Source organism: Rothia sp. ND6WE1A (assembly GCF_001683935.1).
GTDB lineage: Bacteria > Actinomycetota > Actinomycetes > Actinomycetales > Micrococcaceae > Rothia > Rothia amarae.
In genome coordinates, this window is the sequence record NZ_LXTU01000001.1 from 12,413 (window position 1) to 36,803 (window position 24,391).

Here is a 24,391-nt window from a genome sequence, read left to right on the forward strand (position 1 = left end):
ATGATATTGCGTTTTGTGTAATCAGACTTGGATTATTACGGTAGAGGGCGTAATGCTATGTGTCGACCGACTTGTTTCGCGCCACCAGTATCGCCACGATGGCGATCAGCACGCACGTCGTCCATACCGCAGGAAAAGGGATAAGGATGTCAAAGTAAACAAGGGTAGCGCCTCGCTCAGTGAGGTGGGAGCGGCCGGTTTCGACGTCCACCAGCAGTTCGATACCCGCAGCGAAAGCGGCGGCACTGGCGAATACAAAATAGTGAACGTAGCCGTAGGTGAGGGAGCTTCGGAATGAGGTAATCGCATTGTGGTGAGGGGGCCACGGAGTGAGCTTTTTCTGTTCAGCAAAAATTGGAACTGCAATCTCAGCGAGCCCCAGCAGAATAAAGGTAGGCAGACCTAGGGCGCTATCGGCAATAAAGATGAGGCGCAGAACCCACAACACCTGTACTGCGAGAATTCCCCAGCTGTAGCGGAAAGCGGTGGCACGGTATTCGGGGTTGGTGAGCCCAGCACGGAACCACTGGGTTGCCATACAGATACGCATAATCACATAACCGGCAACTACTATGCGAAAATCGCCGTCGAACCCCGCGGGAATACCGGTGGAGAAAACAATAACACCACTCATTTGGAAGATGGTTAGGACTCGATACAACCAGTCATCGCAGTCGAAAGAGGTTGCGAACCAGGTGAAGTTCACCCACGCCCACCAGATGCTAAAGAACATAACAATGAACCCTACGACGCCGTGTTGCACATGGTCTCCGGTGAGGGCGTGATGGAAGCTGGACGCGGCGCCGCCTACCGCGATGACGAACACGAGGTCGAAGAAGAGCTCAAGTGAGCTAGTAGCGCGGTGCGGCTCGTGGGGATGGCGGGGTCGCATGGGCGTAAGCCCGAAACGAGATGCTGTGTTACTCAATGGGGAATCCCCCAAATTGGCCCTCAAATAAAAGGGTCTCAACAAAGACTATTCCCTAGTCTAGAGGGCGTTTTAAAACTTTGGTCAATTTCTACGCGATATGGGGCTCATATCGCGCAAAAATTGACCAAAGTTAAGGGTGCCTGGCGCTATGCGCTTTTGTGCATCTTTTCGACGTGCGCGCCGAAGTCGCGCAGAAGTTGAGGCATGTCGTCCTTATCGGTCACTACCTCAATGAAGACGAGCTTGTCACGAGTCTCACCGGCGACCTTGCACGCTTCCACCAGTTCGCGGGAGGTTGTTGCGCGAAGAATGACAGAGTTCTCCCCGGTGGCGCCAAAGCCTACGGGAATCTGCTGCCAGTTGTAGGCGGTGATGTCGTTGTACTTTGCCTCGGGGCCGTGGATCGAGCGTTCAATGGTGTAGCCGTCATTGTTGATGACGAACATCACCGGGTTGATACCCTCGCGGATGATGGTTCCTAGCTCCTGGATAGTGAGCTGCGCCGAACCGTCACCAACGAGCAAGACCCCGCGCGAGCCGCGATCTGCCATTGCCGCGCCAAGCAGTGCGGGGATGGAGTAGCCAATTGAACCCCACAGTGGCATGCCGATGAAGCGGGAATCTTCGGGGAACTTCTGGTTAGCCATGCCGAAGAACGAGGTGCCCATATCTGCAACCACGGTGTTGTGGGCGTCGAGGTGGGCGGGCAGAAGTGCCCAGAGTTCATCCTGCTTCAGCGGCGAGTCAGAGACTTCAGGTAGCTGGGTGTCGTTTTCAGAGCCCGAGAAATCCATGGCGACGGCGCCAGCTTCGGCTGCGGCGTCCTTGAGGATGCGCAGGGCATCTGCCATAGCCAAGGGCGCAAAAACCTTACCTGCAATGGTTGCACCGCGGGCACCCAAATCGATGACGCGGGCAGGATCAATCTGGTGGGAGTAGTGTGCCGAGGTGGTGTCGGTGAACTCCACGCCGGAGCTGATGAGAACTTCAGCTTCTTCCACTACCTTGCGGGTGGATTCCTCGGAGAGTGCGCCGATGTAGATGCCAGCGTAGTTAGGCAGGGTTTCATCGAGCATTGCTTTGCCCCAAAGAATAGAGGCAAAGGGGAAGTTTGTGCTGGTTACAAAGTCATTGAGTTCTTCGACGGCGTCGAGGCGTTCAGTCATAATATCGGCAAGCACAGCGGTCTTCTTGCCCTTGAGGAACTCGGTTGCTGCTACTCGGAAGTCCTCTTCGACGTCCTGCGCAGAGAGGCGGGTGGTGACATCCAGGGGTGCCGATGGCGCGGTCGCGGGAGTGCGAGCTACGTCGACGGGGAGCATCAGATAACCGGGCTTGCGGTGAAGTACAGCCTCGCGCAGGACGCGGTCAATATCGTTGGTTGCGGTAGCGCGGTCAAGAACCGCTACCGAGTAATTGACCTCGCGTGCCATGCGAACAAAGTGCATGAAATCGCCGTCGCCCAGGGTGTGGTGCATACGTCCGTGCTGTTGCTGAGAGGAAGTGCCTGGGGCGCCCACGATATGGATAACCGGCACGTTTTCTGCATAAGAGCCAGCGGTGGCGTTGATTGCCGAGAGCTCACCCACGCCGTAGGTGGTGCAGATGGCGGCGATGCCGCGTACGCGCGCGTAACCATCAGCGGCGTAACCGGCGTTGAGTTCGTTAGCGTTACCTACCCACTCGAGGTTTTCGTGGGCGAGGACGTCGTCGAGAAAGTGCAGGTTGAAGTCGCCAGGTACGCCGAAAATTTCGGTAGCACCGAGTTCTACAAGGCGATCAAGAAGATAATTGCCAACGTTGTAAGTCATAATGTCCTTTGTCTATCAAGCCCGAGCCCGCCCGGGCAGTTCGCGTATTTTTGCGCCTGAGGCGCCCATCCCACATAGTACGGCAGATTGTAACCCTAGTCACTTAGTACAAAATGGGTCTGCATTGTGAGCCATAACGGGTGCGTGTGGAGACATGAACGCCCGGAACCTCTCAGGTCTGCCGGTTACACTGGTAAGACTGCAGAATAAATAACTTTTGAGGGCAAAACCCTCATGGTGGAGGATTCCTATGAGTTGGCTGGCTATTACCGCGCCCTTTTTGGTGGGGCTTCTGGTGGTTTTTATCCCCGGTTTAATGGTGGCTGCCGCTCTCAAAATGCGAGGTATTGACGCGTTTGGTATCGCTCCTGCTCTTTCTGTCGCTATGGTCGCTATTAGTGCGATTGTCGCGCCGATGGCGGGGGTGCGGTGGGCTCTCTGGGTTCCGTTTGCTTTCGCCGCTCTAATCGCTCTGCTGGGCTTCCTGATTCAGAGGGGAGTCGACGCGCTGGGCGGGCGACGCCGTCATTCGGATCAGCCGGTTGCATACTCCGATTCACATGATGCAGTTGCGAGCCGCGCGGCCGATTCTTCACTCTCTCCGCTGGCGGAATCTCGCTGGTTCTCCCGTGAACAGGCTCTCTACTGGGTGAGCTTCGCCATCGGCGCTATATTGCTGGCAAGAAATATAACAAACTCGGTGGGTCGGCCAGAGTGGATTTCGCAGACCTACGATGCGAATTTCCACCTCAACGCTCTCCGCTACGTTGTCGATCACGGCAATGGTTCTTCCCTTTTTATAGCCTCCATGACTTCCGGCAACGAGACCCCGGATTTCTATCCTGCAGCCTGGCATGACCTTGGGTCGCTCATGTTTATGGCAACCGGCGTCTCAATTCCGGTAGTAACCAATGCATTGGTCGTATTGATAGGCGCCGTCATCTGGCCTATCAGCCTGATCTTCTTTGCACGCCACACCTTGAATCTCAATAAATTCGGTATTCTCGCGCTTGGACCTCTCGCAGCAGCGTTTGTGGCCTTCCCCTACCTCCTGCTGAATTTTGGGGTGCTTTACCCTAACTTGCTTGCCCTCTCAATAACCCCGGTTGGGCTTGCCGTTGTGGCGCAGATGTTCCGGTTGGCTATGAAGACCCGCATGACCGTGACCCAGACCATTTTCTTGGGACTATTTATCGCGCTCGGCATCGCTATTGCTCACCCCAATGCGATGATGTCGCTACTTGTTCTACTCATCCCCATTTTTGTTACCCGCGGTCTCCTTCAGCTTAAAGCCGCCGTTCAAGGTCTTACGTCTTGGATTATGGTGATTCTTCAGATTGCTGGAATTGCGGGCATCCTTTGGCTTATTAGTTACCTGTGGGGTATTGTCCGACCTCCCAAAGAATCAGGTGGATGGGAGCCCTCAGCTTCTCAGTCGCAGTCATTCGGTGAATTCATCACTAACGGCATTATGGGCTGGCCCTCGCTGTGGTTCGTTACGATTTTGATGGCATGTGGAATTTATGCCTTGATAAGAACCCGTAACCGGTCTCTCTGGCTACTTGGCTCTTTCGCAGTGCTCTGCTGGTTCTACATGGCAGCACGCTACCTCACCTGGGATGAAGGCCGGGACTGGGTAGTAGGCGTGTGGTATCACGATGCTTACCGGATCGCCGCCATGCTTCCTATGCTGATGATTCCTTTGGGCGCGCTGGGGATTGATTTCCTCACACGGTGGGTTAGCTCATCTACATGGTTGGAATCCGCAATCGCTTCTTTCCGCCGCCGCGGTTCCTCATCCGTTGCTGTAGGCGATACTTTGCGCTCGTCTCATACCCCTACGGTGGCGTCATTGGTATTAGCGGTCCTTCTTACCGGCGTGCTCATCTGGGGTGGTCAAACAGCTAAACCGCTCGAAAAATATATTCACGATACCTTCTGGACGTATGCGCCGGAAGCGGACTCCGCTTTGCTTACTCCTGATGAATATAACGTGCTAGATCATATTGATGACTATGTGCCAGAAGGAGACGCCGTTATTGTGCAACCATGGACGGGCGCAGCCTTGACTTATGCCGTGAGCGGGCGAGAAGTAAATGCGTACCATACGAACTTTGTAGATACGCCCCAGACCGATATGGTGGATCTCCACCTCAAAGACTGGCAAAGTAACTCCGCAGTGTGCCCAGCTCTAGAGAGCTTGGATGCCAAGTACGTTGTAGATTTTGGTACTCAGGAAATCTTGAATGCAGATCACTCCATTCGTTACGCCGGTCTGATGGGAATCAAAGACACCCCCGGCTTCAAAGAGGTCTATAAATCAGGAAATGTAGGTCTCTACGAGATCACTGCCTGCGAATAAGGAACATGCGGAGTCTTTATAGACTCAACTGTTACACTAAAGAAACAATTTCTCACAGGTTAAACCCCGTAACTTTGTACAGATGGAGAGCACCATTCCTATGCAAGTTTCATCCGTAGCTCACGGTGAACCGCGCACCCTCATCATCATGCCCGCATGGAATGAAGAAGAGGTTATTGGCGGTACTATTACTGAGCTATTCCGTATGATGCCCGAAGTCGACCTCTTGGTGGTTAACGACGGATCTTCGGATAACACTTCTGCTATCGCTCGTGAAGCTGGCGCTTTGGTGATTGATCTTCCCTACAACATGGGGATTGGCGGTGCTCTGCGAACTGGCTATAAATACGCGCGCATGATGGATTATGACCGTGCGATTCAGGTAGATGCAGACGGTCAGCACGACCCCAAGGGTATCCGTACTGTCCTTGCTGGTTTAGACGACGTCGATATCTCTATTGGTTCACGTTTCGCTGAAGCCGATAACTACACGGTGAAGGGCCCTCGTAAATGGGCAATGGTTCTTCTGGCATGGATGTTTAGCTCTATCTCGGGTAAAAAATTTACCGACGCAACCAGCGGTTTCCGCGCTGCTAACCGCCGAGCTATCGCCCAGTACTGTGAGCACCTCCCCGCAGAGTACCTGGGGGACTGCATTGACGCGTGCGTCATGGCGATTCGTGCCGGTCTTACCGTGAAGCAGGTTCCTGTAGAGATGCGTGAACGTCAAGCAGGCACGCCTTCCTCTAACCCTTGGAAGTCTGCCGTTTATCTTGTCCGTTCAATCTTTTCTTTCGCTATCTCGATGACTCGTAAAAAGAGTACGGTAAAGGATTCCTAAATGGTGGCAAACCTATTTTTCTTGATTTTGACCATCATTCTTGTCGTGATGGTTCTTGTGCAGGTCCGTAATCAGAAAATGAAAGAGAAATATGCGGCTTTGTGGCTGATTATTTCTTTTATCATCATTATTCTGGTTATTTTCCCCAAGCTTCTTGATTGGCTAGCGGATGCCGTGGGGATTGAAACTCCTGTAAACCTGCTGTTCCTGCTAGCGATTATTATGCTCATTGGCGTAGCTTTGCACCTCACACAGGCGCTGTCCAAGATGGGGGAAGACACCCGCATCTTGGCAGAAAAAGCGGCTATCAATGATCTTCTGGTAGAGCAGTTAACTAATCGGGTTCGTCAGCTGGAAAATAGAGAACAGCAACGACCTTAGCAGGATATTCAAAAGAGCTGTTATGTTAGCCTCCGGCAAACATAACGGCTCTTTTTGCGAATAATAGCTAGGGAAAAAGGGTTATATGCCTATGAAAAAGGGGAAGAAAAGATGAGCGAGAATCCTGTAGCTGAACCAGGGGAACAGGTTATTACCCGAGGGCAGTCCTTGGGAATCACAGCGTCCTCTATTATTGGGGCTGCTGCGGTTTTCGTCGTAACGATTATTGTGTCCCGTGTGTTGACCGAAGCAGCTTATTCACAGTTCCTTCTATTCTGGTCACTTATGTTTGGTGTCTTCGGTGCCATCTTGGGTATTCAGCAGGAGGTCACGCGCGCCACGGGTGCTAGAGCTGAATCTTCTGCGGTAGTTGCGACAAAGTTGCCTCAAACAGTTCGTGTTCTTCCCGTTGCCGCTTTTCTGGGTGGATGTATTGCGGTGCTTTTAGTAGGCACGTCCTTTCTCTGGGGTGAAAAGGTTCTGGGTAAAGATTTCTTTGCCTCTGTTCTAGTTATTGCTGTCGGTGCTGTGCTCTACGCATGCCACGTTGCAGTGGTAGGTACAGCGGCTGGCACAAAGAACTGGTCTGTTTTTGCATGGCTCGGCGGCACCGAGTCGGTTCTGCGTCTGGTTCTTACCGGTGCGGTCGCCCTCTTCGCCGGAACCTTATGGGGATTTCAATTTGCCGCGATTGCCCCGGTTACTTTGTGGATTTTTCTCTTAGCCTTTTTCCCACACTACCGCCCGATTCTAGGGGGCGCTCGTATCCATGATTCGTTCAGTGGAGCTAGTCAGAAAATGGCGTGGGCGATTCTGACTTCTACCGCCTACGCCATCATGGTCACCGGTTTCCCGGTTCTCCTCAAATGGACCACCGGTCATATCGAATCTGCAGAAGAAATCGCGTTGTTGGCAGCTACCATTACGGCAATCAGCCTGACTCGCGCACCTATTATGATCCCCCTGCAAATGTTTCAGGGCGTGGCCATCTCAGCCTTTCTCAAACAGCAACACCGCCCGCTAGCAGCACTTATGAAACCAGCAGGCGTTCTCCTGGGAATTGGAGTGATAGGAGCAATTGCTGCCTACCTTGTTGGTCCTTTCCTCTTCAGCTTGCTTTATCCTAAACAGGGTGGAATTCTCACCGGGTTTGAACTCGGTGCACTTACTTTCGCGTCTGCTTTCATGGCGGTAGTTGTTCTTACCGGTACCGCCACGTTGGCGTCCAACCATCACAAGCTCTACTTTGCAGGGTGGGGTGCCACTGCCATCGTTGCAATTGCTATGCTTTTCACTCCGTTTAGCATCATTGATCGATCCATCGTGGCATTGCTTGCTGGACCCTTGGCGGGGATTATTATCCACACTGCTGGGCTTGCTATCGCTCCCGCTCGCCCCTTATCTAAGGAATCCCTATGAGGTACGATCTTACTGTTATTTTGGCAATTTATAACATGCAAAAGCATGTGCGTGATTGCCTGGAAAGCGTGGTTCACCAGACCGCTCTGGATCAGGTTAAGTTACGGGTTCTGTGTATTGACGATGGTTCGACGGACGGCACTGCCCAGATTCTGCGCGAATATGAGCAGAACTACCCCTGGCTTGAAGTTCACTCGCAAGAAAACGGGGGAGTGTCAGTAGCCCGTAATTCCGGTCTTGACTTGGTTAAAGACAGTGAATATGTGACTTTCCTGGATCCTGATGACACCTGGGAACTCACCTATTTAGAAAAAGTCTTACCCGGTATGAAAAGCGGGGCGGACTCAATATTTTTCAATATCAACCTGGTCGATGCCACCGGGGCATTAGTAAAAAAGCTCGATATTTGCCCCGAATTTGACCAACTCGGCAAAGAAGAGGCGCGCCGTCGTCTGATCCTCTCAAAGCCTGCATCGTGGACGCGCATTCACAAAGCAGAGCTCTACGAAGGAAACCGTTTTCCCGTTGGACGCATCTACGAAGACCTTGCGCTGATGCCCTACGTGACTTCACTATCGAACACCATCTATGTGGTGCGAGATTACGTGTATAACTACGTTATCGATGTCAATAATTCGATTATGAATTCCAGCAAATCAGCTATTTTTGATATCTATCCTGCGCTAGATTTTCTCTGGGAAAAATTTGGCGATAGAGCCCACAGCTACAAAGACGAACTACAGTATCTCATGCTTGAGCATCTGGGAGTGGGGCAATCCTATCGCCTCATTGGTTTTGCAGATGCCACTACTGCCGATTACGACCGCATTCTGCGCACGCTTAAACAGCGGTTTGGTTCTTCATGGCGCAAAAATAAATACATTGACGCCGGGGTGCAAAAAGTGAATATTAACTCGGCGTTATCGCAGGTTATTCCACAGTTCTTATTGGCATTGGATATGGGTTTGGTGCGTAACACTGCCCATGTGACCAGGCTGCTGAACAAAATTACCGCGCGTCGTTCAACCACGTAAATCCCTTTGTTGAGGTGCAAAAAGGGGTCAACTTTTTGATGAAAAGTTGACCCTTTTTTGCACCTCAACGCACTAGAGAACGGTTAGTGCACCCGTACGCCTTCCGAAGCACTCCAGGTCAATTCCTGGCCCTTGCTGAATTTCACGTGGATACGCCCGTCGGTTTCCACATGCTCATCTTCAACCGGGTAACCAAAAGTAGAGGTATATCCGTTGTTGATGAAGTGGTAGTAAAGAGCGCCCTTAGAATTCATGACGTGCGTGCCAGTGCTCGCTGACCAGAAGAAACCAAATTCGCGGTTATCGGCAGTGCGAGTGTACTGGACGGCGCCGCCATTACCTGCGGAAATCTCTTCGGTGACCGGGAAACCCATGTTCGGAGCGTGCCCCAAAGAAACCCACTTCTTGAAAATAGAACCATTCCCATTCATGCCATGCACCCCAGTATTAGGTGCCCAGTACATGCGGGTTTCTTTACCGTTGAGGTTGAAAACTTGACGGGTGCCATTTTCGAATGCTGTCTCGTTTTCGGTGGGGAAGCCATAGGTTGCAGTTCCGCCGTCGCGAGTGAACCGGCTACCAATAGCGCCACCCTCCCACACCTTGTACGCACCAAAAGCAGGTGACCAGTAGAAAGCACTTACCTGGCCGTTAGCGTCGCGGAATTTTTGCATCGCTCCGCCTGGGATAGAGGTTTCCTCCATATAGGGGTAACCCGAGGTGCGCTCGTAACCGGCATTCTTATACGCCTGCCCGAGCGCCCCCGAGAACTTGACGGAATGAGCGCCTTCGCGCGGCGTCCAATAGATGCTGTAGCGGTTAGAAAAAGCCTGATAGACCCCACCATCCTGTAAAGCGATTTCATTAGATACCGGCACACCAAAACGCGAAGTTCCCAAGTTATCTGCATGGAATTGACCTACTCCACCCTTCAACGTAAAGCCGCGAAGAGCCGCCTGCAGGGAGTCTCTCACATGCGGGGCGAGGAAGGTACTGATTCTTATCGGCAAAATGTAGTGCATCTTCGAGACCACCTTGAACCTGATAGTCACTGACCCAATACTTATATGAAATAAAAGTGAGGTTTTCTTCCTGAGCAAACTTGCGCAAATTTTCTGCCAGTGCAGCTCGTGCCGCATGGTCAGGGATGTTCTGCGAAAGCGGGTCAGTCAAAATGATTTGAGTCCCGGGATAAGCTTTTCTGAGCTTCTGAACGATTTGGCGCGCGTTAGAACTTACTTCTGCAAATGATTTTCCGGCATCGTTACCTGATCCTTGAATATAGATCGCCCGAGGAGCGCCATCGGGTAGTAACCACCGGTTTTCTACAACGCCCTTGAAGTAGTTAATGTCTCCGCTAATGGGGTCGGGGTTCCATTGGAATAGGTATAAGTACCGTCTGCGTAGTTTTTACGACAGCCAGTATCTGGTCGTGAAGCAACCATGCCGGTGCCACCGCAGCGGTAGAACCATGGGGTGTATCCCGCATCTCTGATGCCTTTACCTACCCACGAGTCTCTCCATACCTGGGAGTCACCAATCGTCAGAATGTCACCGGCGCCAATGTGCTGATCAGCGCGCATGATAAGCCCTGAATTGGTGTCTAAAACGTACGCGCCGTTAGAGGAATAGGTCTTAATGCCCCGGTCACTTCGCTCGGAGTAAAGAGGCTGGCCCCAGCCATCGCGCGTCTCATGAATCCATCGCTGGTACACTTCGTTCGCCATGGGAACAGAACCCTTGCCCGGCGAATATACTACGGTTCCCTGCTGAAAGAACTTCACCCAGTATCCGCTACCGATGCCGATATTCGCGGAGACCGCGGTACCAAAACCCCAGTTACTGGCTACTTTATCCATGTCAGCGATAGGGTCGGCTGCTGCCGCCGCTGAAACCTGAATGCGGTCCGCCTCTATATTTTCGTTACTGTGGGTGGGAACTTCACCGTCGTAACCGCTCACATCGGCGGGGACGCTTTCCGCAGCGGATGGTTGAGTAGGAACAGATTGGGTGGGTCTCGGCTGAGGGGCAGCGAACGCGGGGGATACGAAAAGGGGTGCTGCTACCATGCAAGCAAGGGCGGCAGTAACTGAGGTTTTTCACCAGAAAGCAGATGAATACATAAGGGGGATCTTTCTTAGAGAACAAAAAGGAAAAATGTGTGAGAGAGATAGACTCGACTCACTCCTAATAATAGAGCGCAGGGCGCAAAGACAAGACGAAAATCTGGATATTTCTCCTCCTGTAGATCCTCTCAAAATAGGAAGACAGTCAGCAAAGGCTCCTCCGAAAAGTACACCGTTAGTGCAAAAATACATGCTCAAGCTTGTACTTTTGCAGTAGCGGTGTACGGTCTGTTCAGAAGCCAAGATATGATGCAACCATCAGAATTTCTTCGCTTACAAGGGAGTAGTCATGAAGGTTCTTGTCTATGGTGCAGGCGCAATGGGTCTGTATTTCGCGGGCAGGCTCGCACAAGCAGGGCACGAAATCTATCTAAAAACCAGGAGCGAATGGGGCGAACCCACACTCACTCTTCAGAGCCCCCACCAGACTAACGAAGTGGTAGCTCTCTCCGGCATATTTACCGAAGTACCTGAGTCGCTCGACGTCGATGTCGTTATCTTGGCAACTAAAGCTTGGCAGATTTCCGATGTAGTCAAAGACCTCCGCGGCAAAATTTCTTCTGGCGCGGCAATACTTACCGTGCAGAATGGCATTACTGCCCCAGAGAACGCCAGTGAATGTTTGGAAGAGTCTTCCATAGTGGCGAGTACCTGCGTGGTGATTGTCCAGCGAACTGCCCCAGGCGTTGTCAAGCTCCTGGGGCACGAAGCCAAATTGGTAGCTGGAGAATTTGTATCCCGTAATGGAAAAGGTCTTTCTACCGTTATCGCCCTGTTTAAAAATACTCCGATTGACCTGACGGGAACTGACGATATTCGTCGGGCGCTGTGGAAAAAGCTGGCGCTTATTTCTTCGTATGGAGCGGTAGGAGCTGTTTCCAATCTCTCTGTGGGGCAGACTCGCTCTCATGAAAGTACGCGGCAGATGGTGCGCGATTCGATGGACGAGTGTGCACAGGTGGCTCGCGCGCACGGGGTGAATGTGACCGAGAGCGATATTGCAGATATATTCGTGATCTATACCGATGGATTTGAAGAAGCTACCACGTCCTCTATGCAACGCGACCTTGCTGAAGGTAAACCCTCTGAACTAGAAGACCAAGTAGGTGAAGTAGTCCGACGGGCGCACACCGTGGGAGTTGAGGCCCCTACTCAAAACTTTATGTATCGGGTGCTACTCGCCCGAGAGGAAATCGCGCGAAATAAAGGTTAGAGATAGATCCCCTTGCCGGGTTCAAAAACGGCGGGCATAATTGAACCAGGCTCGCCCTCGCGAGCCAAAACATCTAGAGAAAGGCGGACGCCATGAGCACATTCGCAGTTTCAGCGCGCTCTCAACCCATCCGCCTGTTCTCCTCGCTCACCGCAAGCGCCCGGTAGGCTCACTTATCTCCGTCAGCCATTCTGACGTTTCTCAACAGGCGGGTTCTTTACCCCTGTACATGCCATAAGAAATGGACATACCTGTTGAAAAATTCTTCACAAACCGCCGAACTTTTACACACCCTCGGGCTTTCTGAAGGGCGCCACCTGGTCTTTGAGACAGAGTCACGCGCTGACACACAACTACTAGCGCGAGTCGTCATACTTCACGGCAACCATGCCGAAGTAGCGCTCGTCGTCGACGAAAAAATAGTCTTGGAAAACGCAAATCTCTCTCATTACTTACCCCACACCCCGGTAGCGGGCGACTGGGTGTTTGTCACCCAAGAGAACAAAACAACCACCATTGTGAACGTCGCCCACCGGTATACCGAGCTCGCTCGTCCCAGCGCAGACGGGCTGAGTAGGCAGGCGCTCGCATCGAACATCGATACTGTGCTGTTAGTGGTCTCAGTGGAAAAACCGCCGAGCCTTAAAGCTATTGAAAAGCTCATGATTATGGGCTGGGATTCGGGAGCGACTCCGGTTCTTGTTCTTTCAAAAATTGATGCCTGCGAGAATCTTGCCAAGGAAATGAGCCGAATAGAAAACGTCTCAGTCGGTGTAGAAACTATCTGTTGTAGCGTCAAAACGGGGGAGGGGCTGGCGGAAATCTCGCAGCTTGTTTCCCAGGGCACGACCACTATGCTCGGTGCCTCGGGCGCGGGAAAGACTTCCCTTCTGAATGCGTTAGAGGGGACAGATGCCGCCACCTTCGAAGTTCGCCGCGATGGACAAGGACGCCACACCACCACTACTCGTAAGCTTTACATGCTCTCTGGTGGCGGCGTCATGCTGGATGTTCCTGGCATCCGTTCTTTGACCGTGGATGTCAGTAATAGCGCTGTAGAAGAAACTTTTGCCGATATTTCTGCTCTAGCGAATCATTGCCGATTTTCCGATTGCCAGCATGACGGTGATTTTGGCTGTGCCGTTGAAGCCGCCATCGACGCCGGAGAATTGCCCGCGCGTCGGCTGGAAAGCTGGCAGGGCGTTCAGCGAGAACTTGCCTACCAGCGCAGAAGGAATAACCCACGCGAAATGGCAGAGCAGCGAAAACAGTGGAAGCAACAAACTAAGAATTTCCGCAAAAAGAGCTAGGTAAATATAACTCGGGGCTCTTGCTCAAAAAATACACCGTTAGCGCAAAAATACATGCTCAAGCTTGTACTTTTGCACTAATGGTGTACTTTTATGTGTCGGCTTCCCCTTACTGCGCCCGCTGCGTGAATCCTCAACCTTTTGAATAACCGCCCGTGGCTTGATTCACGTATTCTCCCCGACCAGATAAGGTATATGAGACGGCGCTTTCACCGCGCCACCACAGGGTCACAATGGCGTGGCCGAAACCTTTTACTCGGAGGCATATTTTGCACGCTCAAGACGGCGCAAATTTCACCTGGTCAGGCAATGATGAGTGGATCGGTCAGTACTACCGCCACACTTCAGAAGAAGAACTGCAGGGCTATTCGCAAGAAGAACTAGAAAAGCTGGCAGGTGCGCACCGTAAATTGGCGTCGCGCCGCGCACCCGGCGAAGCATTGGTAGACGTCATGGAGGACGGCTCGCAGAGCATTCTGCTCATCGCAACGGACGACATGAGCTTCTTGGTCAGCTCCATTACCGCCGAGATTGCCGCTAAATACGGCGGAATTTCCTCGCTCAACCACCCCATTTTCATTGTGGAGCGCACCGTCGATGGTGAGCTCGTTTCCATCCAGCCCACCGGCGTTGAACAGCCTGTGGCGTCGGGTGATACCGCAGCTCTTCCTTCCCTACGCATCTCCCAGCGCGCAGATTCAAACACTCAACTAACAATCGAGTCCTGGATTTCGGTTCGCCTTGCGTCCTACCTCAACCCCGATGAACGAACCCAGTTGATTTCTGACGTCCACACCATCCTCAGCGATGTTCAGCTTGCTGCCAACGACAGCACGGCAATGGCGCAACGTGTGTTAGAAATTGCCGAGGGTCTGGAGCCGCTTCAGGACATCACCTTGGGTGGGGCGGAGCACTACTCCGGCTACCTAAATTCTGAGGTTGATCCAGCCTCCCGCGTGGCAAGTGTGCAGGAATTCTTGCGTTGGCTGGCCCGCGGTAATTTCCTGTTTATGGGAGTGAAAGAGCGCGATCTGAGAGGCTCAGGCTCAGAGGTTACTTTGACTGACCGCCCCGGAACCGGCCTGGGCGTGCTGGCGGGTGAAGATTCCAATAGCTTCACCGTGACCGGTTTCTCCGCAGAGAACGCCCATGACCCCCAGCCTATTTACATCACCAAGGCGAACTCTCGCTCCACTGTGCACCGCCATGAGTACCTGGATTACATTGGGGTGCGCGACTTCGATTCTTCGGGCAACGTGATTGGCGAATACGTTATTTTGGGTCTGTTCTCCTTGCAGGCTTACTCCCTACCTGCCAGCGAAACCCCGCTGGTGCGTGAACGCGTAGCTATCGTGCGCCGTCGTCTGGGTTTCCAGCCTGGTTCGCACTCTGACAAGACCCTGACGGGCATCATTGAGGCATACCCGCGCACCGAGCTACTTCATACAAACGTAGATAAGCTCACCGAAATTTTCCGCGGAATCATGGGCTTGGAAGAGCGACGCACTACCCGCCTTTTCTTGCGTCCCGACGATTTCGGCCGCTTTGTTTCCGCTATCGTTTTCTTGCCGCGCGACCGTTACAACACCGGTGTTCGCCAGCGTATTGAGCAGGTTTTCCGCGAGGAAATTGACCTAGACTCCCAGGACTTTGAGGTTCGCCTCTCCACCTCATCGCTGGCACGCCTGTTCTTCCGCTTGCGCCTGGCTCACCCCCATGAGCTACCTGACCTGGATACCGCCAACATTGAGAAGCGCCTTCAGCGTGCAGTGCGTTCTTGGGGTGAGGCTACTGTTGCCGCACTCGAAGCTGCTCACCCTGGGGATGAAGGACGTGCGAGTGCTAGCGCCTGGTCTGAGGCTGTGCCTGCAACCTACCGCGCTGACTATAGCGTGGATGAGCAGATTGTAGACATCGATATTTTTGAGTCGCTCTCTACCGACGACGCTAAGCCTGCTGCCGTGCGCATTTCAACGGACGAACAGGGCGCGCGCGTCAAAACCTACCTCTCACAGGCACATACTCTGACCGAGTTACTCCCGGTTATGCAAAATATGGGTCTGACCGTTATTGACCAGAAGCCTTACGAAATCAAGCCTTCTGATGGTCGCTCTTTCTTGCTCTACGACTTCGGCGTGAAGTTCCCCGCCGGCGTCAACCCCGCAGAAGTAGCCGATGTGTACGAGGATGCCCTGAACGCTTACCTACAACAGCGCCGTGAGTCAGATTCACTCGACCGGTTGATGCTCGCCGAAAAGCTCGACTGGAAGCACGTTGCGGTTCTGCGTACCTACACCCACTACCTGGGTCAGTTGGGCCGCGGGTTCACCCCCGAATTTATGTCGGACACCCTGCTGGCATACCCCGCCGTAACCGGACTTTTGGTGGACTTCTTTGCAACCAGCTTTGACCCCGAGAAGAACCTCTCCGAGGACGAGCGTGAAAGCACCCGTCAGGATATTTCGGCAAAGATTCAGGAAGCTTTAGGGGAAATTCCTACGCTGGACGCCGACCGCTTCTTGCGTTCTATGGCAACCGTTATGGCGGCAACTCTGCGCACCAACGCTTTCTTGAACGACTACGGTGTGGCTATCAAGGTAGCTCCTCAGGAAATCGACTTTGCACCGTTGCCCCGACCCAAGTTCGAAATTTTTGTGTACTCACCGCGCGTCGAGGGTGTTCACCTGCGCTTCGGTTCAGTAGCTCGCGGCGGTTTGCGCTGGTCTGACCGCCGTGAAGACTTCCGCACCGAAGTTCTTGGCCTGGTAAAAGCTCAGATGGTGAAGAACTCGGTCATCATTCCCACCGGCGCTAAGGGCGGCTTCTTCCCCAAGCAGCTCCCCGACCCCGCACAGGACCGCGATGCCTGGATCACCGAAGGTCGCGATTCTTATAAGATTTTCATCCGCTCGCTACTTTCCGTTACCGATAACCTCTCGGTGGGTGAAGACGGAAGCGAAACCGTTGTGCGCCGTGAGGGCATTATTGCCCGCGACGGCGACGACTACTACCTGGTGGTTGCCGCCGATAAGGGAACCGCAGCGTTCTCAGACACCGCCAACGCCATTTCCGAAGAATTTGGCTTCTGGCTAGGAGATGCTTTCGCATCCGGTGGTTCGGTAGGTTACGACCACAAGGCAATGGGCATTACCGCACGCGGTGCCTGGGAATCGGTCAAACGCCACTTCGCAGAATTGGGCCGTGATGACCAGACCGACCCGTTCACCGTCGTCGGTATTGGCGATATGTCAGGTGACGTCTTCGGTAACGGACTGATGCGCTCGAAGGTAGCGCGCCTGGTTGCAGCCTTCGACCACCGCGACATTTTCCTGGACCCCAACCCCGATGCCGCCGCGGCCTTCAATGAGCGTGTGCGCCTCTACAACCTGCCCCGTTCCTCGTGGCAAGACTACAACCCCGAACTCATTTCAGAGGGTGGTGGCGTGTACTCCCGCCGAGCAAAGTCCATCGAAATCACCCCGCAGGTACGCGAAGTGCTGGGCCTGGATGAATCGGTGACCGAGCTGGCTCCGGCAGACTTGCTCTCCGCCATCCTCAAAGCACCCGTAGATTTGCTGTACAACGGCGGTATCGGTACCTATATCAAGGCATCCACCGAAACTAACGAGCAGGTTGGCGACAAAGCAAACGACTCGCTGCGCATTAACGGTGCCGACGTTCGCGCCACCATCATTGGCGAAGGCGGCAACTTGGGTATGACCCAGCTGGGGCGTATCGAAGCCGCAGAAAACGGTGTCATTCTCAACACCGACGCCATCGATAACTCCGCCGGCGTGGAAACCTCTGACCGCGAAGTCAACATTAAGATTCTCGTGGACCGCCTGGTCTCTCGCGGTCTTCTTGATGCTAACGAGCGCGCCGCCTTCATCGAATCGCACCGCGAGGATGTTGGGCATCAGGTTCTCGAAACCAACATCAAGCAGAACGTGCTACTACAGGCAGAACGCCACGGCGTTATCCCCGGTGTCAGCGCCTACATCCGTTTGATTCATGACCTCGAAGAAAACGCAGGTCTAGTGCGCGAGGTGGAATTCATCCCCAGCGACCAAGAAATTGAAGAACGTTATGCCCAAACCGGCATCACGCTCACCAGCCCCGAGCTGTCCGTTCTTGCTGCCTACGTGAAGATTCACCTCACCGAAGAGCTAGAGAAAACCACCTTTGCCGAGGACCCCTACCTAGAGGGCGTTCTACGCGAATACTTCCCGCCAGCTCTAGTGGAGCGATTCGGCGAGCACCTGGAATCCCACCCGCTGCGTCAGGAAATTATTTGCACACGCGTCGCTAACGAGCTGGTAGAAACTGCCGGAATCACCCACGTATTCCGCGCACAGGAAGAAACCGGTGCAGGGGTGGACGCCATTGCCCGCGCCTTCATCGTCTCCCGCGAACTGTTTGATATCGGATATGCCGCGCAGATGCACCGCGACCTGCCCGCCTCCACTCCGTTGGAAGCATGGCAGTCCATCATCCGCGATTGGCAGCGTGTACTTGACCGTCTGGTCCGCTGGTTCATTACCGAGCGCTCGGTTGTGGTGGGAACTCCTATTGAGGAACTCATCCAGAAATACTCCCAGGTGCGGGATCTCCGCCGCGACCTGCCACAGTACCTCTCCGACGAGTCTCGCGCACGTCTAAACGTACTGCGCACCCAGGCGGAAGAATGGGGAATCCCCGAGGACCTCCTGGTCATCTGGATTCGTAGCTTTGAAGGCTTCGCCCTCATGGACGTAGCTCGCATAGCCGCTGCCAATGACCTCGACGTCGATAAGGTAGCGCACATCTACTTCTCGGTCTACGACCGCTTTGGGGTAGATGAGCTGCTCACCTCTATCTCCCACCTGCCGCGCAACGACCGCTGGGAAACCCTGGCACGCTCGGCGCTGAGAGATGACCTCTACGAGATTGCTGCTGCTTTGGCGCTCGCCGTCGTACGCGACCAGAACGTGGAGCGTACTCCCGCATCTGCCGAAGAGGCCGACGGTATTCTCACTACCTGGGTCAATGAACACCCCGTTCGTATGGAACGTGTGGACTCCACGCTGGCTCAGATTGCTGAGGCTGCCCCCGGTGAGGACGGGCGCCCCCGACTGGCAGTGCTCTCGGTAGCGTTGCGCGCCTTGCGTGGAGCGGTCTCCTAGTTCTCCTCTACGTTGAGGTGCAAGAAAGGGTCAACTTTTTGACGGAAAGTTGACCCTTTCTTGCATCCCAGAGGGGGCGACTTATCGCTTTTCAGGCACCCATGCTTTAACCTGGGCCAGCGCCAATAACCAAGAATCTCTGCTTATGAATCGCTGCCCCACTGGGCAGACCAAGCTGACGTTCGACGTCGGTGCCCTGGCGAGGTTCGTCGTCTTTGGTCAGGCCATCGTAGGCGACCTTCGCGCCTAGTCCATTTTTGAAGAACTGGGTGGCGGCGTCGAGATCGGGAACGGTGACGCCGATGTGCTGAATGGCGCGGAGCGAGCAGGTGAAGAAATTTAGGGTGGTGGCCATCGATGCTACCGATGCCGCATTGGTGACTGCCACGCAAAAGCTACGCCGAGGCGCATTTTACGAACGGTTTGAGCGAGAAATTAGCCAGATGTACGAAGGATAGAGGGCGGCGTGGTTTATCTATCGGCGTGCAATGCGGCGGGTTCAGAGTGAGAGGCCCCTCTACATTCTTGGTGCTCTTTCTACAAGAAACTTTTTATAAAACTGGTCTCGGAACAAAATGTTCCGAGACCAGTTTTCGCTTAAAATATTAGAGAAATTTAGAAAATACCGTGCTGATGCAGGGCTTCCGAATCAGCAGGAACTTCTCCAATGGCGTCCCACAGTTCAACAATCTTTCCGTTATCTACGCGCCACAGCTCGCAGTACGAATGCCTTACTCCGCCGATGCTTCCTTCGGAATGAGTCAGAACAAACTGACCCTGCGCAACGGTGCGATGAATCCGGTCGTAGACAAGACCTTCGCCGTCCTCCTGGATTTTGCGGAGAAAATCCACGCAATTTTGCGAGCCATCGGCAATATCGGGAGAGTGCTGGAAAAACCGATCGTTCTGGGTGTAATCAATAAAACCTGAATAGTCGCCGCCGATGAGCGTGCGTGTAAAGAACTCTATTACGGTCTTACGATTATCTTCAGTCTGGCTTTCATCGCCAGGATCGGTAGTGCCATCGAGCTGGGTTCGTCCGCTTGGATTCGGCGCCGCCTCGGGAACAAGGTTGTCCCAATGCTCCACTACTTTTCCGTCTTTAACCCGATAAATATCGAAGCCAACAAATGGGGTCTCCTCAATTCCTTCGAACCGTCCGTGAAGTACCACGAGATGATTCGAGGTATCCGTAATAACCCGGGCGTTGGTGTACTTAAGGCTCTCACCGAGGTCTTCGACGAAAGCTCGCAGACCTGCGGCATCGTCAGGAATCAACGGTGAATGCTCAACAAAATCCTCAGCGAAATATTCATCCAGCACCGAGGTATCATGCTGATCAAATAGCCGGGTATGTGCTTCAAGAACGAGTTGACCAATATCTGCCATTGTTTTCTCCCTAACTCTGGTGTGGCGAGAGGTTCTAGTCTGCTACGAAATACATCCGCTTATTGACGAACTCATCCATGCCATATGGGCCAAGTTCGCGGCCGTAGCCGGAGTTTTTGACCCCGCCAAAAGGTACCTCTGCGCCTTCGGCGGCGTAGGTATTGACATTCGCCATTCCCACTTCGAGCTGCTGGCCCACCTTTCCGGCGCGAGCGACGTCTTCGCTGAAGACGCAACCGCCCAACCCATATTGGGAGTTATTGGCAAGCTCAACGGCTTCTTCATCAGAGGAAACCTTGAAGACGGTAGCTACCGGGCCAAAGAATTCTTCATAGTAAATCTCTGAACCTACCGGAATGTCAGTAATAACAGCCGGGGCAAAATAAGAAGAGGAGTCATCCAGCAAAGTGCCGCCGGTGCGCAAGTTGGCACCCGCTTCTACGGCCTTGTCCATCTGGGCCTTGAGGTTTTCTGCCGCTGAACGTGAGGAAAGCGGCGTGAAAATCGTCTCCGAAGCCTCTGCCGGTTTACCGGGTTTCATAGCTTCTGCAAGTTTGACGAGCTCATCTACGAACTCATCGTAGATATCTTCCATCACGATGATGCGCTTGTTGGAATTACATGCCTGCCCGGTGTTGTACATGCGTGTTGCCCAGGCATCTTTAGCTGCCTGTTTAACGTCGGCGGTATCAAGGATGATATAGGGGTCAGAACCGCCCAGCTCCAGGACGACCTTTTTGAGGTTCTCACCGGCTATAGCGGCAATAGCAGAACCAGCGCGTTCGGAACCCGTCAACGAGACTCCTCGTACGGCGGGGTGAGCAATGAGGTCTGCAATCTGGTCATGGGTAGCGAAAATATTTTTATAGACGCCCTCGGGGACACCCGCTTCTTTCATGATGTCTTGGATAGCTAGAGCCGAGCGCGGGCAAATCTCCGCGTGTTTCAAAAGAATCGTATTGCCTAGCATTAGGTTGGGCGCAGCAAAGCGGGCAACCTGGTAGTAGGGAAAGTTCCAGGGCATGATTCCCAGAAGCACACCCACAGGACGGCGTTGGATGTAGGCTTTGCCGTCCATCTCAACGGGGATTTCTTCATCTGCAGCGAACTTGGGGCCGTGGTCAGCGTAGTAGTTGAAGATAGCGGCGCAGAACTCTGCTTCTTCTACACCCTCTGCAAGGGGCTTACCCATTTCTAGAGAGATAATTTCAGCGAGCTTATCTTTGCGTTCCTCGAAAAGTTCTGCAACGCGAGTAACAATCTTTGCCCGGTCTTCGATAGGGGTATCGCGCCATGTTGTGAAGGCTTTATCGGCATTCTCAACAGTGGACTTGATTTCTTCGTCGGTGATGTAGTCGAAGGTCTCGGCCACTTCGCCAGTGGTGGGGTTCTCTACACGGTAGGTTTTCATCTTTGGCTCTCCATTCGCTTAACGTGACACGGTTAACTCTTATCATTTATGATGTAAGTCACAGAGTCAAGGAAAGTTTTTGCAGTTGCGCGCGTGGGGTCGCATTTAGAGAGGGTGAAAAATGTGCAAAGTAAAAAGGTGTGAGGGGTGTTGTTTTCCTAGCTGTATGCGAGAGCGGTAGGCTCCCCCGCAAATGGGTCATCCTTGGAGTTCTTTGTAATTACAATTTCTGCGCGACTACAGATGCGATCGCGTTCATCTTCCCCCACTAACTCTGCGATGAGTGCAGCAGCCATGTCGATGCCAGCTGCAATACCGGAGGATGTCCAGAGGTTGCCATCATGCACCCATCGAGCAGAGCGCTCCCATTGGATATTGTGACCGCATGATTTGACCCATTCGAGGGCGCGTTTATTACTGGTAGCTCGGTGGCCGTTGAGAATTCCAGTGCAAGCAAGGAGGGCGGCCCCTGTGCAGACTGAGCTCACAATATCTACTTGCGCGCTGGCAGTCTTGAGCCAGGCGAGAAAGCCTGTATTAGCGGTAAGCGGGCGTGTGCCCCGTCCGCCGGGAACCATGAGCAACTGGGTGGAATGAGATTTCTGACTGAGAAAGTCTGCTTATGTTCGGTCTGGTACCACGCGCACACCTTGCGCACTTTCTACTGGTTCAATAGTGGGTGCCAGATACTCAACCTGCCAGCCCTCAACAAAACCAAAAAGCTCAGCGGGTCCAAATACATCGAGGAGCTCGAAACCCTGAAAAAGGACGATGGAGATGCGCATGAGGTCAGCTTATAAGAAAGTGCTGGGCTATCTGAGGGTTTTGGCCCTGAATGACGGCAGCGAAATACCGAAGCTAAATCGTGGCGTCGACGTCCTCTTGGAGAGCGAGGCCTCGGCGTAGTGCACCTTCAATGAAATAGATAATCATGAGGAGCAGAAATCCGCTCAAGAACGGAACGTTCGCCCATTCTTGATTGATGGTGACATGAGGATAGCTCTGGAAAATAGCGAGAACTTGCGAGTCAAGAATAAAACCAAGTGCCCAGTAAGCGATAAGTCCGATGATAAGAATCCACCGAATAAAGGAGAAATATTTAATTGATTTGCGTGTGAAATGAGCCCGCTCGTTGAAGGCTGCACATACCAGTGCCATGAGTACGCAAAATGCAGTTGCGACGACGAGGGGGAGAAGGTGGTAGCTCCACGCCAGGGCGAGGATGTGACCCGGCAACTCTGAAGTATCGAGAGTTGTTCGAACTGCTTTATCTATATCGTAAGAAGTGACCCATAATGGTTCGCGTGAAGGGTAAGGCCAGTAGAGAAAGGCTGTTATTGGGATAAGGATGGAAAGGCTAATAAAGCCGATGAGGGGAGACTTAAAGCTCCGCTCGGGAGAGTGATATGAGCTCTGGGCAGGTTCGTTCATTGTTATTTTCCTTATCAATCCTTATCTAAGCTGAACAGCTCGCCCGGGGTGCATTCCAATACTTCACAAAGTGCGGTGAGGGTCGAAAAGCGGACTGCTTTTGCTCGATTATTTTTCAAAATGGATAGATTGGCCACCGAAATTCCAACGAGAGTGGAAAGCTCAACAAGGGTAAGCTCTTTCTCTTCCAGAAGATGTTCAAGATGGCATCGAATCCGATGTTCTTCAACGGGTGGCATGTGTGGAACCTTTTCCTAGGATGTTCTGATTCTGATTAAAGCATATCGATTTTCGATATGCTAGAGAATGGTCAAACACCACGTACAGGAAAAGAAGACAAAAATGGCTGCCCCAGCCCCTGCGACGAAGGAGAGCTATGCGCCAACCTCTCGCTCTAGCCGTATTCGCCCTTGCGGTAGCACTCTTTGTATACACCGTCTTTGTCGGTACGGCTTCGCCTGCGACAACCTGGGTTACTTTTGGCGCGCTCGTCGTTTTGTTTGGTCTGGCTGCTTTTCTAGCCGCTCCCCACAAGAAAGAAAGACTCTTTTCAACATCTCTGCTTTGCATGGTGATTTCGGTGCCCGCGCTGTTGCTCATTGCCGCGCTGGGAGAAATGCTGGTGTAATCGTTGAAGCATCCCCACCAATTTTCTCAATAAGTTCCTTATTGAGAAAATCGCCGGGGATAGTCTCAATAAGCCCTATGCCTTCACCGGTAGCCACACCTGCATCGCGTAGTCCTCTGCGCCGGTGTCGCCGGGGCCGAAAATCTCCATGGCGGAGCCGTTGGGCTTAAGTCCGTGATCGGGCAGGAAAGTGCTCACCAGGTATTCCAGTCCGGTCGACGACGCCAGGGGAGCGGGGCCGCGCACGTCCACAATCGCGTATTCGCCGGCAGGAACTTCCGCCGCGTTGAGTCCTAGCTTGCCGGCGCTCTCGCGCGAATCGACTACCAGCCCCGCCATGTAGTCGAATTCCTGGTTCTTATTAGCCCCAAAAATAATAGCTATTTGCTGGGCATGAGCAACGTTGGCGCCAGCTAAAGTTGCCGAGTCAACTACCTTCGTCCATAGAGCGGCGCGGCCCTCAAACTGATCGACAGTTTCTCGTAGACCGGCAACGACGAGAGCGGGTTTGTGTTCCACGCGGGCAAAATCAGACATAAAACTCCTTGAAACGAGCGGGTTGAGCATTAATCATCTCAGAAAACCCGCCACGCGCGTGAGCTCCTGCGCCCGCACACAACTTTGGTCAATTTTGAGGCGTTTTGACGCCTAAAACGCCTCAAAATTGACCAAATTTTATTGTAAATTCCGTTTTGATTCTAAAAGTGTTATCCATTGTACGTAATTTTCTTTACGGTGATAATTCTCATATTTTTCTAAAAATTTGCAAGAAATGCTTTTCATGAAGAACATAGAGGCTTATTCAAAAGTCCTCCCAGCCGCATAAAACACCAACCCCCGAACCACCGCAAACACCCGCCCATACACGCTCAGCGGCCGCCGGAAACCTGTATGCAAAACCCGCCACGTCTTGACCTGCGCGATAACCCGCTCCACCACCGA

At 53.1% G+C, this 24,391-nt stretch carries 22 protein-coding genes; 9 read left to right on the forward strand and 13 right to left on the reverse strand.

What is annotated here, in order from left to right; translation table 11 throughout:
- Window positions 1–55 precede the first annotated feature (55 nt).
- Together A7E48_RS00075 and A7E48_RS00080 are read right to left on the reverse strand one after the other, a co-directional pair.
- Entirely contained in the window at window positions 56–928 is an 873-nt protein-coding gene (locus A7E48_RS00075; protein ID WP_233125917.1) for a low temperature requirement protein A, read from the reverse strand.
- 149 nt (window positions 929–1,077) lie between these two features.
- Entirely contained in the window at window positions 1,078–2,742 is a 1,665-nt protein-coding gene (locus tag A7E48_RS00080; RefSeq protein WP_068167833.1) for an alpha-keto acid decarboxylase family protein, read from the reverse strand.
- A 250-nt stretch (window positions 2,743–2,992) separates the two neighbouring features.
- Between A7E48_RS00080 and A7E48_RS00085 the strand changes: the two genes are divergently transcribed.
- The 5 genes from A7E48_RS00085 (at window position 2,993) to A7E48_RS00105 (ending at window position 8,779) form a co-directional block, all read left to right on the forward strand.
- Window positions 2,993–5,104, forward strand: a complete 2,112-nt coding sequence (locus A7E48_RS00085) for a DUF6541 family protein (protein WP_068167834.1) — start codon at window positions 2,993–2,995, stop codon at window positions 5,102–5,104.
- Window positions 5,105–5,204: 100 nt separating this feature from the next.
- Window positions 5,205–5,945 (forward strand): glycosyltransferase family 2 protein, encoded by a 741-nt coding sequence (locus A7E48_RS00090; RefSeq protein WP_068167835.1) that lies wholly within the window; start codon window positions 5,205–5,207, stop codon window positions 5,943–5,945.
- The gene (locus tag A7E48_RS00095; protein ID WP_068167836.1) at window positions 5,946–6,326 is read left to right on the forward strand and encodes a DUF2304 domain-containing protein; all 381 of its coding nucleotides are present in this window, start codon (window positions 5,946–5,948) and stop codon (window positions 6,324–6,326) included.
- A 111-nt stretch (window positions 6,327–6,437) separates the two neighbouring features.
- On the forward strand, window positions 6,438–7,745 hold the full coding sequence (locus A7E48_RS00100) for a hypothetical protein (protein ID WP_083147070.1): 1,308 nt from the start codon (window positions 6,438–6,440) through the stop codon (window positions 7,743–7,745).
- A complete protein-coding gene (locus A7E48_RS00105; RefSeq protein ID WP_068167838.1) occupies window positions 7,742–8,779 on the forward strand; it encodes a glycosyltransferase family 2 protein in 1,038 nt (345 codons plus the stop codon). Before A7E48_RS00100 ends, A7E48_RS00105 begins: the two co-directional genes overlap by 4 nt.
- 83 nt (window positions 8,780–8,862) lie before the next feature.
- Here A7E48_RS00105 and A7E48_RS00110 read toward each other — a convergent pair whose 3' ends face one another.
- Genes A7E48_RS00110 through A7E48_RS00115 form a run of 3 tightly spaced genes read right to left on the reverse strand, consistent with a single transcriptional unit; the run spans window position 8,863 to window position 10,848 of the window.
- On the reverse strand, window positions 8,863–9,792 hold the full coding sequence (locus tag A7E48_RS00110) for a hypothetical protein (protein WP_358431425.1): 930 nt from the start codon (window positions 9,790–9,792) through the stop codon (window positions 8,863–8,865).
- On the reverse strand, window positions 9,680–10,141 hold the full coding sequence (locus A7E48_RS11520; protein ID WP_141669310.1) for a GDSL-type esterase/lipase family protein: 462 nt from the start codon (window positions 10,139–10,141) through the stop codon (window positions 9,680–9,682). The genes A7E48_RS00110 and A7E48_RS11520 overlap by 113 nt, the downstream gene beginning before the upstream one ends.
- On the reverse strand, window positions 10,105–10,848 hold the full coding sequence (locus A7E48_RS00115) for a hypothetical protein (RefSeq protein WP_068167842.1): 744 nt from the start codon (window positions 10,846–10,848) through the stop codon (window positions 10,105–10,107). The genes A7E48_RS11520 and A7E48_RS00115 overlap by 37 nt, the downstream gene beginning before the upstream one ends.
- 346 nt (window positions 10,849–11,194) lie before the next feature.
- On the opposite strand from A7E48_RS00115, the gene A7E48_RS00125 reads away from it, so the two are divergent.
- The 3 genes from A7E48_RS00125 to A7E48_RS00135 all read left to right on the forward strand — a co-directional run bounded on the left by A7E48_RS00125 (window position 11,195) and on the right by A7E48_RS00135 (window position 18,590).
- Complete coding sequence (locus A7E48_RS00125) at window positions 11,195–12,118, forward strand: ketopantoate reductase family protein (protein WP_068167846.1); 924 nt, start codon at window positions 11,195–11,197, stop codon at window positions 12,116–12,118.
- A 254-nt stretch (window positions 12,119–12,372) separates the two neighbouring features.
- Complete coding sequence (gene rsgA, locus A7E48_RS00130) at window positions 12,373–13,428, forward strand: ribosome small subunit-dependent GTPase A (protein ID WP_083147072.1); 1,056 nt, start codon at window positions 12,373–12,375, stop codon at window positions 13,426–13,428.
- 233 nt (window positions 13,429–13,661) lie between these two features.
- Window positions 13,662–18,590 carry an NAD-glutamate dehydrogenase gene (locus A7E48_RS00135; RefSeq protein WP_083147073.1) on the forward strand — a complete coding sequence of 1,643 codons (4,929 nt, stop codon included), beginning with the start codon at window positions 13,662–13,664 and terminating at the stop codon, window positions 18,588–18,590.
- Window positions 18,591–18,696: 106 nt separating this feature from the next.
- Here the strand turns inward: A7E48_RS00135 and A7E48_RS00140 are convergent, their stop codons facing one another.
- From A7E48_RS00140 to A7E48_RS00165, 7 genes are all read right to left on the reverse strand, one after another.
- A complete protein-coding gene (locus tag A7E48_RS00140; RefSeq protein WP_198924100.1) occupies window positions 18,697–18,978 on the reverse strand; it encodes a VOC family protein in 282 nt (93 codons plus the stop codon).
- A gap of 227 nt (window positions 18,979–19,205) precedes the next feature.
- Entirely contained in the window at window positions 19,206–19,979 is a 774-nt protein-coding gene (locus A7E48_RS00145; RefSeq protein ID WP_068167847.1) for a nuclear transport factor 2 family protein, read from the reverse strand.
- A 34-nt stretch (window positions 19,980–20,013) separates the two neighbouring features.
- A complete protein-coding gene (locus A7E48_RS00150; protein WP_068167848.1) occupies window positions 20,014–21,390 on the reverse strand; it encodes an NAD-dependent succinate-semialdehyde dehydrogenase in 1,377 nt (458 codons plus the stop codon).
- A 158-nt stretch (window positions 21,391–21,548) separates the two neighbouring features.
- Window positions 21,549–21,974: a DJ-1/PfpI family protein gene (locus A7E48_RS00155; protein ID WP_255376876.1), complete on the reverse strand. Its 426-nt coding sequence runs from the start codon at window positions 21,972–21,974 to the stop codon at window positions 21,549–21,551.
- 36 nt (window positions 21,975–22,010) lie between these two features.
- Complete coding sequence (locus A7E48_RS11185) at window positions 22,011–22,175, reverse strand: hypothetical protein (protein WP_198924102.1); 165 nt, start codon at window positions 22,173–22,175, stop codon at window positions 22,011–22,013.
- 73 nt (window positions 22,176–22,248) lie between these two features.
- Entirely contained in the window at window positions 22,249–22,821 is a 573-nt protein-coding gene (locus tag A7E48_RS00160) for a DUF2975 domain-containing protein (protein WP_068167849.1), read from the reverse strand.
- A 14-nt stretch (window positions 22,822–22,835) separates the two neighbouring features.
- Window positions 22,836–23,060 (reverse strand): helix-turn-helix transcriptional regulator, encoded by a 225-nt coding sequence (locus A7E48_RS00165; protein WP_068167858.1) that lies wholly within the window; start codon window positions 23,058–23,060, stop codon window positions 22,836–22,838.
- A 137-nt stretch (window positions 23,061–23,197) separates the two neighbouring features.
- Between A7E48_RS00165 and A7E48_RS00170 the strand changes: the two genes are divergently transcribed.
- On the forward strand, window positions 23,198–23,449 hold the full coding sequence (locus tag A7E48_RS00170) for a hypothetical protein (RefSeq protein ID WP_068167859.1): 252 nt from the start codon (window positions 23,198–23,200) through the stop codon (window positions 23,447–23,449).
- A 75-nt stretch (window positions 23,450–23,524) separates the two neighbouring features.
- Here the strand turns inward: A7E48_RS00170 and A7E48_RS00175 are convergent, their stop codons facing one another.
- A complete protein-coding gene (locus tag A7E48_RS00175) occupies window positions 23,525–23,986 on the reverse strand; it encodes a GyrI-like domain-containing protein (protein ID WP_068167860.1) in 462 nt (153 codons plus the stop codon).
- Between the last annotated feature and the right edge of the window lie 405 nt (window positions 23,987–24,391).